General features: G+C 44.6%; 14 protein-coding genes. 13 read left to right on the top strand and 1 reads right to left on the bottom strand.

The features are described 5' to 3' along the window. The first annotated feature begins 24 nt into the window (after positions 1 to 24). From ybgC to R7P74_RS02755, 12 genes are all read left to right on the top strand, one after another. On the top strand, positions 25 to 444 hold the full coding sequence (ybgC, locus tag R7P74_RS02810) for a tol-pal system-associated acyl-CoA thioesterase (protein ID WP_017820044.1): 420 nt from the start codon (positions 25 to 27) through the stop codon (positions 442 to 444). Further along, a complete protein-coding gene (gene tolQ / locus R7P74_RS02805) occupies positions 434 to 1,132 on the top strand; it encodes a protein TolQ (protein ID WP_005378301.1) in 699 nt (232 codons plus the stop codon). The genes ybgC and tolQ overlap by 11 nt, the downstream gene beginning before the upstream one ends. Before the next feature lie 3 nt (positions 1,133 to 1,135). After that, positions 1,136 to 1,579: an ExbD/TolR family protein gene (locus R7P74_RS02800; RefSeq protein ID WP_005378298.1), complete on the top strand. Its 444-nt coding sequence runs from the start codon at positions 1,136 to 1,138 to the stop codon at positions 1,577 to 1,579. Positions 1,580 to 1,592: 13 nt separating this feature from the next. Further along, complete coding sequence (gene tolA / locus R7P74_RS02795; protein WP_053303231.1) at positions 1,593 to 2,657, top strand: cell envelope integrity protein TolA; 1,065 nt, start codon at positions 1,593 to 1,595, stop codon at positions 2,655 to 2,657. A 15-nt stretch (positions 2,658 to 2,672) separates the two neighbouring features. Next, a complete protein-coding gene (gene tolB / locus R7P74_RS02790) occupies positions 2,673 to 4,025 on the top strand; it encodes a Tol-Pal system beta propeller repeat protein TolB (protein WP_005387925.1) in 1,353 nt (450 codons plus the stop codon). A gap of 30 nt (positions 4,026 to 4,055) precedes the next feature. Next, positions 4,056 to 4,580: a peptidoglycan-associated lipoprotein Pal gene (pal, locus tag R7P74_RS02785; protein WP_005378293.1), complete on the top strand. Its 525-nt coding sequence runs from the start codon at positions 4,056 to 4,058 to the stop codon at positions 4,578 to 4,580. A 15-nt stretch (positions 4,581 to 4,595) separates the two neighbouring features. Next, a complete protein-coding gene (gene ybgF / locus R7P74_RS02780) occupies positions 4,596 to 5,348 on the top strand; it encodes a tol-pal system protein YbgF (RefSeq protein ID WP_318122669.1) in 753 nt (250 codons plus the stop codon). Positions 5,349 to 5,599: 251 nt separating this feature from the next. Next, complete coding sequence (gene nadA / locus R7P74_RS02775) at positions 5,600 to 6,661, top strand: quinolinate synthase NadA (RefSeq protein WP_042522106.1); 1,062 nt, start codon at positions 5,600 to 5,602, stop codon at positions 6,659 to 6,661. 118 nt (positions 6,662 to 6,779) lie between these two features. Then, the gene (locus tag R7P74_RS02770; protein WP_017820047.1) at positions 6,780 to 7,823 is read left to right on the top strand and encodes a potassium channel protein; all 1,044 of its coding nucleotides are present in this window, start codon (positions 6,780 to 6,782) and stop codon (positions 7,821 to 7,823) included. Then, positions 7,823 to 8,239, top strand: coding sequence for a DUF350 domain-containing protein (locus R7P74_RS02765; protein ID WP_005378281.1), 417 nt, complete (start codon positions 7,823 to 7,825; stop codon positions 8,237 to 8,239). Before R7P74_RS02770 ends, R7P74_RS02765 begins: the two co-directional genes overlap by 1 nt. 8 nt (positions 8,240 to 8,247) lie before the next feature. Next, the gene (locus tag R7P74_RS02760; protein WP_025766906.1) at positions 8,248 to 8,817 is read left to right on the top strand and encodes a DUF1190 domain-containing protein; all 570 of its coding nucleotides are present in this window, start codon (positions 8,248 to 8,250) and stop codon (positions 8,815 to 8,817) included. Between the two features lie 8 nt (positions 8,818 to 8,825). Further along, positions 8,826 to 9,992 carry a glutathionylspermidine synthase family protein gene (locus tag R7P74_RS02755; protein ID WP_318122667.1) on the top strand — a complete coding sequence of 389 codons (1,167 nt, stop codon included), beginning with the start codon at positions 8,826 to 8,828 and terminating at the stop codon, positions 9,990 to 9,992. Between the two features lie 73 nt (positions 9,993 to 10,065). Here the strand turns inward: R7P74_RS02755 and R7P74_RS02750 are convergent, their stop codons facing one another. Further along, complete coding sequence (locus R7P74_RS02750; RefSeq protein ID WP_005378278.1) at positions 10,066 to 10,677, bottom strand: YecA/YgfB family protein; 612 nt, start codon at positions 10,675 to 10,677, stop codon at positions 10,066 to 10,068. Between the two features lie 51 nt (positions 10,678 to 10,728). On the opposite strand from R7P74_RS02750, the gene R7P74_RS02745 reads away from it, so the two are divergent. Then, positions 10,729 to 13,149 (top strand): hybrid sensor histidine kinase/response regulator, encoded by a 2,421-nt coding sequence (locus tag R7P74_RS02745; protein WP_033905057.1) that lies wholly within the window; start codon positions 10,729 to 10,731, stop codon positions 13,147 to 13,149. Positions 13,150 to 13,475 lie beyond the last annotated feature (326 nt).

Here is a 13,475-nt window from a genome sequence, read left to right as displayed (position 1 = left end):
AGAATTGAATATATTGGTACTCCCTTGCAAGGCACATCAAATCTCTTTCACTGGCCGATCACCGTGTACTATGAAGACACTGATGCGGGCGGTGTTGTATATCATTCTAATTATCTAAAATTCTTTGAGCGCGCACGGACAGAGATGTTACGTGCTAAAGGCATTTCTCAACATGTGTTACTGGAACAAAATATCGGCTTTGTTGTCCGACACATGGATATCGATTTCAACCAAGGGGCTAGGCTGGACGAGCATCTGACAGTCGTAACCCGAGTGTCAGAAATAAAACGTGCTTCTCTGCAATTCTGTCAAGAGTTGGTCAATGATCAAGGCAAGATATTGTGCAAGGCCTCGGTTAAGGTAGCATGTATCGATAATAAGAAAATGAAACCAATAGCTATTCCAACCTTTATAAATTCGGAGCTAACAAATAGTGACTGCTGATATTTCCATTTTAGATCTCTTTCTTCAGGCCAGTCTGTTGGTAAAGCTTGTGATGCTGACGTTGCTTGGAATGTCAATTGTGTCATGGGCAATGATCATCAAGCGCAGCAAAGTGCTTTCTCAAGCATCAAAAAATGCAGAGCAGTTTGAAGACAAATTTTGGTCGGGTACTGATCTTTCTCAGCTTTACCAAAAAGTAAAAGCGCGTAAAGACGAAATTGAAGGCACAGAAGAAATCTTCTACGCAGGTTTTACAGAGTTTGCTCGCCTACGTAAGAGCAACGCAAATTCACCAGCTTACATCATGGAAGGCACTGGCCGCGCAATGCGCGTTGCTGTTTCTCGTGAAGTAGATGAGCTAGAAACAAGCTTACCGTTTTTGGCAACAGTCGGTTCTATAAGCCCTTATATCGGCCTATTTGGTACCGTTTGGGGCATCATGCACGCCTTTATTGCGCTGGGTGAAGTAAAGCAAGCTACGTTGTCTATGGTTGCACCGGGTATCGCCGAGGCACTTATCGCGACAGCGATGGGGCTATTTGCGGCTATTCCGGCAGTAATGGCGTACAACCGCCTAAGCAATAAAGTGAGTAAACTAGAGCACACTTACGCAACATTTTCTGAAGAATTCCACAGCATCCTTCATCGTCAAGCGATGGCTGGCCGAGACAGCGCGGATAAGGAATAAAGCATGGCGGGTTATCAACCTAAAAAGCGAAAAATGACAGCGGAGATCAACGTTGTTCCGTATATCGACGTAATGCTCGTACTGTTGATCATTTTTATGGCGACCGCTCCATTTGTGACTCAAGGCGTCGACGTTGATCTTCCGAAAACATCGACCGCAGAATCTATGCAAGACCTTGCTGGCGAGACTGACAGTAGCTTTATTATCATCGAAATTGATAGCGAGGGTAATTTAGGCCTAAGCGTAAATGATGAAGAAGTTCAGCGAGGTTTGTCGTTGCAAGATGTTATTGTGCGAGTGAAAGCGGAGCGAGAGGTTAAGCCGGATTCACCAGTTGCGGTAGGTGGCGACGCGGCAACACCATATGCCGATGTTGTTCTATTGCTAGATGAACTAAGTCGAGCTGGTATCCCTAAGGTAGGTCTAATGACCGATATCAGGGAATAGACATCAATTATCTATGAAAGATCACAAGAAGAAACCCAACCAATACGCCAAACCGATAGCAATATCGGTTGGTTTGCATGCAATTCTAGTTGCAGCCCTGCTTTGGGGGACGGACTTCAACATGTCTAAACCAGAGCCTACAGGGCAAATGGTTCAAGCTGTTGTCATCGATCCAAAACTTGTGCAGCAACAAGCGAAAGAAATTCGCCAGCAACGCGAAAAGGCAGCGAAAAAAGAACAAGAGCGTCTTGATAAACTGAGACGCGAAGCAGAGCAGCTAGAAAAAAACCGCAAAGCTGAAGAAGAGCAAATTCGCAAGTTGAAAGAGCAGCAAGCGAAAGATGCTCAAGCGGCACGAGAAGCAGAAGCTGCACGTAAGAAAAAAGAGCAAGAGCGCAAGCAGGAAGAAGAACGTGTTCGCAAAGAAAAAGAGCGAGCTGCTAAGCTAGAAAAAGAGCGCAAGGCAAAAGAAGAAGCCGTGCGTAAAGCTGAGCAGGAGCGTTTAGCAAAAGAAGCGGCTATAGCAAAAGCTGAGCAAGAACGTTTAGCTCGTGAAAAAGCAGCAAAAGAAGCGGAAGAAAAAGCACGTCGTGAGCGTGAAGCTGCTGAAAAAGCTGAACAAGAGCGCATTGCAAAAGAGAAAGCGGCAAAAGAGGCAGCGGAGCGAGAGCGTAAAGCGAGAGAAGCAGCTGAGCGTGCCGAGCGTGAGCGTAAAGCTCAAGAAGCCGCGTTAGATGATATTTTTGCGGGTCTCGAGAGTGAGTCAGAACAGAATCAGCAAGCGAAAAATCAACATGTGCAATCTGAAGTTGACCGCTATGGTGCAATTTACAAACAATTGATAGAGAGTCGTATCATTAAGGACGATTATCTTGTGGGAAAGTCGTGTAGGCTTAATGTGAAGCTAGTTCCAACTGGGACTGATGGTATTGTGAGTAATGTTACTGTGTTAAACGGTGACTCTCGTCTTTGTAGTGCAGCCAAAAGTGCAGTAGCCCAAGTTGGCAACTTTCCGATGCCTAAAGATAGAGATGTTATTGATAAAGTTAGAGATATCAACTTAACCGTTGAATACTAGAATAAGGAATAAGACGTGATTAGACGCCTTTTACTAGGAATGTTTGTACTGTTTAGCAGTATGACAAATGTGGCGAATGCCGCATTAGAGTTGGTCATTACCGATGGTATTGATTCAGCACGACCAATTGCTGTTGTTCCGTTTAAGTGGGAGGGCACACAAGCGCTTCCAACGGATGTTTCTGCTGTTATCGCCTCGGATTTACAACGTAGTGGTAAATTCAGCCCAGTTCCAACGAGCAAAATGCCACAAACACCGTTCAGTGAATCAGAAGTTAATTTTGATGCTTGGACCAATTTAGGTGTGGATGCGCTATTGACTGGTTCAATCAAGCAAAACGACCAAGGTGACTACGTTATCAACTATCAACTTGTTGATATTGTGCGTGGTCAGTTAACAGGTGGGAAGAGTAAGGCGCTTGGTAGTGACGGTGAATTAGTCCTGTCAAAAGATCATGTGCTGTTCAATAAAGTAGCCACTGTTCAAGGGCCTCGTATGCGTGAGTACGCTCACCGTATCTCTGATTTGGTGTATGAGCAGTTAACTGGCGACCGTGGCGCTTTCATGACTCGTATCGCATATGTGGTAGTGAACGATAAAGACCGTTTCCCTTACCAACTTCGAGTCGCTGATTACGATGGCTACAATGAGCGTCTGGTTTTACGCTCTAAGCAACCATTAATGTCACCAGCGTGGTCACCCGATGGTAAAAAGCTTGCATATGTTAGCTTCCAAAATGGCCAAGCAGAAATCTTCATCATGAACATCTACACCGGTGAACGTGAGAAAATTACTTCATACCCACGTCACAATGGTGCGCCAAGATTTTCGCCAGATGGCAATAAGTTAGCGATTGTTCTTTCTAAAACAGGCTCGCTTCATGTTTATACGTTTGACCTTAACACTCGTAAGCTGACGCAAATTACGCGTGGCAGATCAAATAATACGGAACCGTTCTGGCATCCGGATGGAAAATCGTTGATTTTCACATCGGATAGGGGTGGTAAACCACAGATTTATCAAGTAAATTTGGGCAGCGGTTCTATTGACCGTTTGACTTGGCAAGGCAGCCAAAATTTGGGTGGTCAGATTACTCCTGATGGGCGATTCCTAGTTATGGTGAACCGCAGCAACGCAGGATTTAATTTGGCGAAACAAGATTTGGAAACTGGTGCTCTTCAAGTCTTAACTAAGACCTTGCTTGATGAGTCTCCTAGTATTGCCCCAAACGGTGGCATGGTTGTGTATAGCTCGATTTACAACAAGAAAAACGTACTATCGATGGTGTCAATTGATGGTCGATTCAAAGCTAGATTACCGGCAACAAATGGGCGTGTTCGAGCGCCTGCATGGTCACCGTTTTTGTAGTAATAAGTTTGATTAATAAAGGAAAATAAGATGCAACTGAACAAGGTTCTAAAAGGGCTACTAATCGCGCTTCCTGTAATGGCTGTTACAGCGTGTAGTTCAAGCGACGACGCTGCTTCTAACACTGGTGCAGCAACAAACAACAATGGCGCAGTGGAAACAACAGTAGCTACGCCAATTGATCAAAGCGGTCAGTTGACAGAGCAAGAGCTAAAAGAGCAAGCGCTACGTGAAACTCAAACAATCTACTTTGCTTTTGACAACTCAACAATTGCAGCAGATTACGAAGAGATGCTAGCGGCTCACGCTTCTTACCTAAGCAAGAACCCAGCACTTAACGTAACTATCGAAGGTCACGCTGATGAGCGTGGTACTCCTGAGTACAACATCGCTCTAGGTGAGCGTCGTGCACAAGCAGTAGCGAACTACCTACAAGCACTAGGTGTTCAAGCTGACCAAATCTCAATCGTTAGCTACGGTGAAGAGAAGCCACTTCTTCTAGGTCAATCAGATGAAGTTTACGCTAAGAACCGTCGCGCGGTTCTAGTATACTAATTCGAGGTAATCCTCATGTTCAGTAACACTAAGCGCGCTGTTGCGCTTACGTTACTGGCAAGTGCAGCGAACTTTGCGTTCGCTGCACCAGCTCCAGTATCCGATCTCAACAGCACATCATCCGTCTCTAAGAGCCGTTCATCTGAAACGGAAGTAGAGCGTCTAGAGCGCTTGCTACAAAACCGCAATCGCGTTCAGCTCCAAATGCAACAGCAAATTGACCAAATGTCACAAGAGATCAGTGAATTACGTGGTCAATTAGAGCGAAATAGCTACGAAATGAAGCAAATGTTGCAACGTCAACGAGAGTTGTTTGTCGAGCTGGATCGTGTTCGTGGAGAGATAAAATCCACACCTGCACAAGAAGCACAACCTGTGAAAACAGGTGGCCAGTACACTCCAAATGTTGATGAGCAAACGGCATATCAGAATGCAGTTGACCTCATTCTCAAAAAGCGTGATTACACTGGCGCAATTACAGCGTTCCAGCAGTTCCAGAAAGATTATCCTGATTCTACATATTCAGCGAATTCTCACTACTGGTTAGGTCAGTTGTACTTCGCTAAAAAGCAGGATGAGGATGCAGTGAAAAGTTTTGCCGCTGTTGTGTCTTATAAAGACTCCAACAAGCGAGCCGATGCGTTGCTTAAGTTAGGCGAAATCGCTGAGCGTAATAACAATGCAGCTCAAGCGAAAAAGTACTACCAACAAGTGGTTGATGAATACCCAGGTAGTGCATCTGCAAAACTTGCCAGCTCTAAGCTGTAAGACGTTATGTTTTGAAAAGGAAGCCTCGGCTTCCTTTTTCTTTTCCATTTTCTGTTGGTGCAGAACGGCTAAGTTGATAGCAATGATGCAGAGCCTCTGACCTTATGTTGCACCGAATTTCGCTACTCGGAAATGCTACCTGTAACAAAGATATACGGCTAGACCGCTAGAAATCCCCGCGACAAGTTGGTTTTTGAAAATTAACGAGGTTACAATACTCGGATTAAAGGAAGTTGCGTAGAGCAAGAGCAATGAGCCATATATTAGATAAAATCGACACTGTTTACCCATTCCCACCGAAACCAGTTCCATTAAGCGAAGAAGAAAAAGCATCTTACATTGAGCGTATTAAAAAGTTACTCAAAGAAAAAGATGCGGTACTTATCGCGCACTACTATACCGACCCTGAGATTCAAGCCCTAGCAGAAGACACTGGCGGGTTTGTTGGTGACTCGTTGGAAATGGCGAAGTTTGGTAATCGTCACCCTGCAAGTACATTGATTATTGGTGGTGTTCGCTTTATGGGCGAGTCGGCCAAAATTCTGACACCAGAAAAGCGCATTCTAATGCCAACGTTGGAAGCGGAATGTTCGCTCGACCTTGGCTGTCCAGCGGATAAGTTCAGCGAGTTTTGTGATGCTCACCCTGATCATACGGTTGTAGTTTACGCAAACACCTCAGCAGCGGTTAAAGCCCGTGCCGACTGGGTCGTTACATCGAGTATTGCGCTTGAAATCGTGGAACACTTAGACGCTGAAGATAAGCCAATTATTTGGGGACCAGACCGTCACCTAGGATCGTACATCGCTAACAAAACTGGCGCAGATATGCTGCTTTGGCAGGGTGAGTGTGTGGTTCATGATGAGTTCTCTGCTGATGCGCTACGAAAAATGAAGAGCGTGTATCCAGATGCGGCTATTTTGGTTCACCCTGAGTCACCAGCAAGCGTCGTAGAACTTGCCGATGCTGTTGGATCAACTAGTCAACTGATCAAAGCAGCGAAAGAGCTTCCTCACAAACAAATGATCGTTGCGACAGATAAAGGTATTTTCTTTAAAATGCAGCAACTTGTGCCAGAGAAAGAACTTATCGAAGCGCCAACCGCAGGTGCAGGCGCAACATGTCGCAGCTGTGCACACTGTCCTTGGATGGCAATGAACGGTTTGAAAGCAATTGAGAAAGCGCTTAGTGAAGGTGGTGAAGAGCACGAGATTTTTGTTAACGAAGAACTGCGTGTTAAATCCCTTATACCGCTTAACCGCATGCTAGATTTTGCTGAGCAGCTAAATATGCAAGTGAAAGGTAATGCTTAAAAAGTAGGCGTAACTGAAAGTAAATCTCAAAAACCAGCCGAATATGGCTGGTTTTTTTGTGTCTTACTATCAATGAGTTACTATTGATGCAATCAATGAATATCGAGGTCATAAATTTATGGCGGTGTGGTTAGTAGTTAAAAAGTGGCTTAGTTCCCACCTTTTTAAATTGAGCAACCGAAGCCTTCTCATCTTTAGTGGCTTATATGTGAGCCTTTCATGGTGGCTGCTGGTTCTCGCTGGTGAAACAGCATTAACAGACAGTTTCGCTAACTTTATCTATTACCTCATGGTTACGGCGAGTACGGTGGGTTATGGCGACCATTCTCCAGTAACAGATATGGGTAAATGGGTTGTCGTACTATTTGTAATCCCCGGCGGTTTGAGCTTATTCGCCGCATTATTGGGGCGTGTCGCTGGAGCAGCGATGGACTATTGGCGAGCGGGTATTTTAGGAAAACGGAGAGTAAGAGTGGAAAACCATATTGTATTGTTGGGCTGGAATGGATCGAGAACGATGCACCTTATTCGCATGTTACAACATGAAGAAGAGGGAAAGCGCCCGATTGTTTTATGCAGCCGTTCAGAAATAGAGAACCCGTTACCTGGCGAAATCAGTTTTATCAAAGTGACCAGTTATACCGATTCGCAAGAGATGAAAAACGCCAATATTGCCGAAGCCGCTTGCATTATTGTGGATAATCTCTCGGACGACATTACCTTGTCAGCCGCTCTATACTGCGCATCTGTAAACCCTTCCGCTCATTTGGTCGCTTACTTTAAAGATGAAGCGCTAGGCCGACTTCTAAGTCAGCATTGCCCGAAAGCGGAATGCATACCTGCTGTTGGCGCAGAAATGTTGGCAAAAGCGGCGGTTGACCCGGGCTCAAGTGCGCTTCATCAGGAGCTTTTGGCTTCAACACGAGGTATGACGCAATACTCAGTTATTTATCCTGAGGGGCAGTCTGCCACCACTATTGAGAATCTCTTCGTTTTTCTCAAAAGACGCCATCATGCCACGCTGATTGCTTTTGATATTGGCGATGGTATTCAACTCAACCCAGATTTAGATGCTGAAGTACCCGCGAGTACCAAGCTGTTTTACATTGCAGATGAACGTATTGAAGATTTTGCCTGGAAAGAAATGAACAAGGAACAATAATGCACATGATTGCCGGCCTGTTAGCAGGCTTCCCAAACTTTTTACTCTATTTCTCTGTTTCTATTATTTTTGTATTGGCGTTTAAGTTCATCTACGTCAAGTTGACGCCATACGATGAGTGGCATCTGATTAAAGAAAAACAAAATACAGCAGCAGCGATTGCGCTAAGTGGGGCTTTCCTTGGTTACTGTCTCGCGATTTCGGGGGCGGCAAAAAACTCAGTCAATATCGTCGATTTTATGGTTTGGGGCGTTGTCGCAATGCTTGCTCAAATTATCGCATTTGCAATTGTACGCTTTATTTTACTTCCGAAAGTGGCAGAGCGTATCGAAAAAGATGAACTGCCAGCCGGTATCGTATTAGCAGCAGTTTCTGTTTCGGTCGGCGTATTGAATGCCGCTTGCATGACTTACTAGGAGGAACGATGAAGCGGAGTTCTAACGTTAAACGTTCTTCCATGGACAAAAGCTTAAAGCTTGGGAAAATTCTTCCCTTTGCTGCCTTTGGTGGTATTTTCTTCTTTGCTACGTACGAGTCAAAAACAGAAGGGTACATTTTTTCTGATGCCGATGAGTGTAAATCTAACTCGCCTGAGTTTAGTGAACAGTGTGACATTGCATACCAAGAAGCTTTAGCTCGTGCCGAACAAAATGCCCCTCGCTACCGCAGCGAGTTCGAATGCGAGAATGATTTCTACGAGGATGATTGTTACTACAGTTCCAGTTCCCGAGCTTATGTACCTAACTTTGGCGGTTTTTTTTACAGTCGCTCATTAAGCGGGTTGAAAGGTTATAACAAGAGCTATTACTCAGAGCCGATGTACCGTTATAAATCCAAATTCTATAATGGAGCAGGACAATTCTTTGGCTCCTACCGAAATCAGCCGACCAAAGTCGCGACGAATAGCCTTAACAAACGTGGTGGCGGCACCATTGGCAGGGCGATGTCTCGAGGCGGGTTTGGTAAAGCGGTGTCGGTCAGTCGAGGCGGTTAAAAAGCACTATGTTTCGACGAGAAATACAAGAGCGCGAAAACTGGCGTGAATTAGCACGCCAGTTTGGTTTTGGTTTCCATACCATGTATGACCAACCGTATTGGGATGAGAGTGCTTACTATCAATTCACGCTGGAGCAAATTGAGCGCGATATAGAAGCGCCCACTGAAGAGCTGCATCAGATGTGCCTGGCTATTGTGGATGAAGTCGTTCGGAGTGAGCGGTTGCTGACGCAATGTGCGATCCCTGAATCTATGTGGGAGCAGGTCGCTTCTTCATGGAGACGAAGCGAACCTTCGCTTTATTCGCGGCTGGATTTCGCGTACAACGGGACCTCGCCAGCAAAATTACTGGAAAACAATGCGGATACGCCAACCAGCTTGTTTGAAACTGGCTTTTGGCAGTGGGTGTGGCTAGAAGATGTTGTAAATAAAGGTCGAGTTCACCAGAGCGCGGATCAATTCAATATTCTTCAAGACTTTTTGATCGAGCGCTTTGCCGAAATAGCAAAATACCAACCAGGACAAACACTTCACTTTAGCTGCTGCAAGTACACTGAAGAAGATAAAGGGACTGTCCAGTATTTAGAGGATTGCGCGCGAGAGGCAGGGTTAGCAACGGCATTCGTGCATGTCGAAGATATTGGAGTGACGGAAGATGGTCTGTTTGTGGATGCTGACGACAGAGCGATTCGTTGGATGTTTAAGCTTTACCCTTGGGAGTTTATGTTTGAAGAGGAATATGCGAAGTACTTAGCGACTGCGAACGTAAACTGGTTAGAACCGATGTGGAAGTCGATTCTATCCAATAAAGCACTTTTACCGTTATTGTGGGAGCGCTTTCCTAACCACCCGAACCTTTTGCTCGCTTATTTTGCTAACGATTCAAAAGCGAACACTATGAGAGATTATGTCATCAAGCCACTATTTTCTCGAGAGGGCGCGAACATCGAGATCGTCATCGATGGAAAACGTTTTGTTAAAACGTCAGGGCCTTATGAATCTCAATTCAATATCGTCCAGCAATACCATCCACTACCTAAGTTTGGGCAAAACCATACGTTAATTGGCAGTTGGTTGGTCAATGATAGAGCTGCCGGTATTTCGATTAGGGAAGACAGTAGCTTAGTGACTCAAGATATGGCGCGGTATATTCCACATGTAATTTTAACATGATCAAAAAAGCTCTCCATTTGGAGAGCTTTTTGTCTATTCAGCCGTTCAATCTTGATGGTCGACAGCGTTGCGTCTATTGTTCTTCAGCTAATGCAACACCGCGCTGGGTAAGACCGCATAACATCACTGGCATTGCATTGAAGATTTCCTCAAACTGCTCTAAGCCTTCCATACCTTGTTCGGCCAATGTTTCAATGGTCGTTTCTGGGTCGTAAAGCATAGTAAGAGAAAGTAAAACACCACCGAGTAGGGCATTATCTTCGCTATCCTCAGGCATCAACGTTTCCCAGTCATCACGCGCAAGTTGCCAGCCTTGTAATACACCTTCACAGAAATCGCGAGCCTGACTTGTTACAATGTCTTGCTCATCTAGCGCGCACCCTGCAGGCCACTGCCAAGTGCCTTCTAGGAGAGCGGGACGAGTTTGGTTCCACATTTGTACAATCTCGTCAATGTATTGCTCTAGTTGCTCACCGTCAGTAAATGGCGCTGTTTCTTCTCCACCCCATAAGAATGGCAACCACTCTTGAGGCATTAATACGTTTGGCGCTGCAGCCATCGCTGTTACAAAGCCTTGAGTTTTTGCTAGGTTTAGTAGTTTACCGTCAAGTTCTGGGAGAGAAAGGATGTCTTGTAGTTTCAAAATAGAATACCATTTGTTAATGGGCTGGTTGATTGCGCTCATCTTACCAATCAATTAGTGATAAATCGATATTAGGGAATGATTCACACATCTATGGAAATTCGCTCATCACTTAGAAAAAAAAGCATTCTCGCCCTAACACTTTACCTGTGCTTCTTTATCGCCACTATCGGTTCTGTCGCCTATTTGGTTGTTGAGCCACCGGTTAGACAAAAGCTAGAGCAAAACCTAGAGTTACGTACCCAACTCCTGGCTCTTGAGATAAAAGAGCCCCTCCTCAGTTCTACAGGTGTATTGAGCAGCTTAGTAGGGCTAGCCCAAGGGACTGAAAATATTCAATCTCTCAACACAATAATTCCACATATACTTCAATTGAGTGACAAGATGCTTGTTAGTGGTGGCGTATGGCCTAAACCCGAACTCAAAGCAGAACAATGGAGATATAAAAGTCTATTCTTCAATAAAAACAGTGATAGTGGTATTGACCAAATTCACTCCTACAATAACCCCGAATCTGGCGGTTATGATAATGAACCCTGGTATGTCGCTGCCGCCGATGCTCCGGTAGGTTCTGTTAGTTGGTCTACGGTTTACATCGATACCTTTACTCAGGTCCAGATGATTACCGCGTCTTCTCCGTACTACCAAAACGGTCGATTCGCTGGAGTTGTAACGGTAGACCTATCACTTGATGCACTTTTTCAGTTTATTCGAGAGCACACGAACCAGCATTCTTTGGGGGTAGTGGTTCGCGATGCTGACTCAAACGTGATTATTGAGCACAACTTTCAACTGACGGACGAAATTTATGTCAGCGAGCTTGATTTCGGAGAGTTCGATTGGCGCATGGAAGTTGTCAACGCAAAAGCTAAAGTCGCCGATCAAGTGTTTGAACAAGTGATGAGCGTTGAGGGGAGGATCATTCCATTTTTGCTCTTGTGTGTCTTGGTCGGTTACTACTTACTGAATCGCTATATTGTTGAACCAATTGTTCGCATTGCCGCTAAGATTGATGACTCGAAAACTGGTGGGATCATAGATATTGACTACGATAGCGATGACGAAATCGGACAGCTTATCGAGAAGTTCAATGAAAAGACGATCTATTTAGAGCAGGAGAGAATAAAAGCTCAGGCTTCGACAAACGCTAAAACGGCATTCTTAGCCACATTGTCCCACGAGATTCGCACACCAATGAACGGTGTACTAGGAACTGCCCAGATACTGTTAAAAACACCACTTACCGATGAGCAGCGTAAGCACCTGAGAACACTTTATGATTCAGGTGATCACATGATGACATTACTCAATGAGATTTTAGATTACTCAAAAATTGAACAAGGGCATGTTGAGTTTGAAAATAAGCCTTTCCCAATTGAGTCGATTATCGGCAGTATCAAGAGTGTTTATCAAACTCTATGTGCAGAAAAAGGTCTTCGCTTTAGAGTCGTCTCGCATTTACCAACGGGTCGTTGGTACAACAATGACAAAGCCCGTTTGCGTCAAGTACTGTTCAATCTACTCAATAACGCTGTTAAGTTCACCGATCGTGGCATCGTAGAGGTAGAGCTAGCCGAGAAATCGAGTAAGGCAGGCACCAAGCTGATACTAAAGGTAAAAGATACAGGAATTGGTATTTCAAAAGAGGCACAAAAACGCATTTTTCGTCCTTTTGAGCAAGCGGAGTCATCAACGACTAGGCGGTTTGGTGGTACAGGGCTTGGTTTAGCAATAGTCAAAGAAATCGCGGAACATATGGGTGGGCAAGTGGTTGTAGAGAGTCAGGAGGACGCTGGAACGACTTTTACTGTCGAAATTGCCCTTACACCTTGCAAGCCAGGTAAAGTAGAGTCAATCAATACACATAAATTGAACTGTAAAGGGTTGAAAGCACTCATTGTTGAAGACAACCGAACAAATGCGATCATTATGGAAACTTTCCTCCGAGCCAAGGGCTTTGAGTGCACAAGTGTCGAAAATGGTCAGCTTGCAGTCGATGAGGTTGCGATCAAACCATTTGATTTGATACTGATGGATAATCATATGCCTGTTCTAGATGGCGTTGGGGCCATATCAGCCATTCGAGCAATGAGTTCACCTGCTAAGTCGGTACTGATTTTTGGCTGTACAGCGGATGTGTTCAAAGAAACACAAGAACGTATGATTAATGTAGGAGCAGACCACATAATAGCGAAACCAATAGTGGAGTCTGAATTAAATGATGCACTGTATCTTCATGCGACACAGTTATATCAGTACCAATCGGACTTTGATGGAAATGCAGCAGATAGCTTTAATGCTGAAAAGTGGTTACTCAACTTCTATGTCGCTCTAGATAATGGACATCTTAATGAAGCACTTGAGGCTATTTCAGCGATCATTGCGGAGGCTCCCCTTGAACTCAGTGACGACGTTTCTTCAGTCGCTGAACGGATAAGAAGTAACTTAAAGCGTCAGCAATCCCCAGACCAAGATGATATCGATACATTAACGATTTTGCTGGCCTCACCATAACTGAATCAATATGGCGCAACTGTGAATTGTTCTTACTATTCATACGTCATCCAGCTTCGTCACAAACTCTTCTAACCCGCAATGAACAGGCTTGCAGTTTTACTTTTACGAGTAAAACAGCAAGACCTTCTACTGTGACTATATTGGTAATACTCTGAATTTTCGCAGCTTGGTAGCATAAGCTATAGGAGTGACTGTTTACAGTCCGAGTTTTGTTCTAACTTTACGTCAAAATAATTATCGTAACCCCTTTTTATGTAAGTGAAATCCGTGTTTTTGTACCATTTTTACGTGATTTTAGGCGTTTTTACTCGCCATTGGTGAAA

This window comes from Vibrio sp. 2033 (assembly GCF_033339735.1).
The sequence above is the reverse complement of the archived record's forward strand: the minus strand, read 5'-3'. Positions and strand labels throughout refer to the sequence as shown.

What these genes read in the sequence shown, in the direction of transcription:
- R7P74_RS02800 (WP_005378298.1), top strand. Translation starts at nt 1,136, where the DNA reads ATGGCGGGTTATCAACCTAAAAAGCGAAAAATGACAGCGGAGATCAAC.
- tolA (WP_053303231.1), top strand. Translation starts at nt 1,593, where the DNA reads ATGAAAGATCACAAGAAGAAACCCAACCAATACGCCAAACCGATAGCA.
- pal (WP_005378293.1), top strand. Translation starts at nt 4,056, where the DNA reads ATGCAACTGAACAAGGTTCTAAAAGGGCTACTAATCGCGCTTCCTGTA.
- ybgF (WP_318122669.1), top strand. Translation starts at nt 4,596, where the DNA reads ATGTTCAGTAACACTAAGCGCGCTGTTGCGCTTACGTTACTGGCAAGT.
- nadA (WP_042522106.1), top strand. Translation starts at nt 5,600, where the DNA reads ATGAGCCATATATTAGATAAAATCGACACTGTTTACCCATTCCCACCG.
- R7P74_RS02770 (WP_017820047.1), top strand. Translation starts at nt 6,780, where the DNA reads ATGGCGGTGTGGTTAGTAGTTAAAAAGTGGCTTAGTTCCCACCTTTTT.
- R7P74_RS02765 (WP_005378281.1), top strand. Translation starts at nt 7,823, where the DNA reads ATGCACATGATTGCCGGCCTGTTAGCAGGCTTCCCAAACTTTTTACTC.
- R7P74_RS02760 (WP_025766906.1), top strand. Translation starts at nt 8,248, where the DNA reads ATGAAGCGGAGTTCTAACGTTAAACGTTCTTCCATGGACAAAAGCTTA.
- R7P74_RS02755 (WP_318122667.1), top strand. Translation starts at nt 8,826, where the DNA reads ATGTTTCGACGAGAAATACAAGAGCGCGAAAACTGGCGTGAATTAGCA.
- R7P74_RS02750 (WP_005378278.1), bottom strand. Translation starts at nt 10,677, where the DNA reads ATGAGCGCAATCAACCAGCCCATTAACAAATGGTATTCTATTTTGAAA.
- R7P74_RS02745 (WP_033905057.1), top strand. Translation starts at nt 10,729, where the DNA reads ATGGAAATTCGCTCATCACTTAGAAAAAAAAGCATTCTCGCCCTAACA.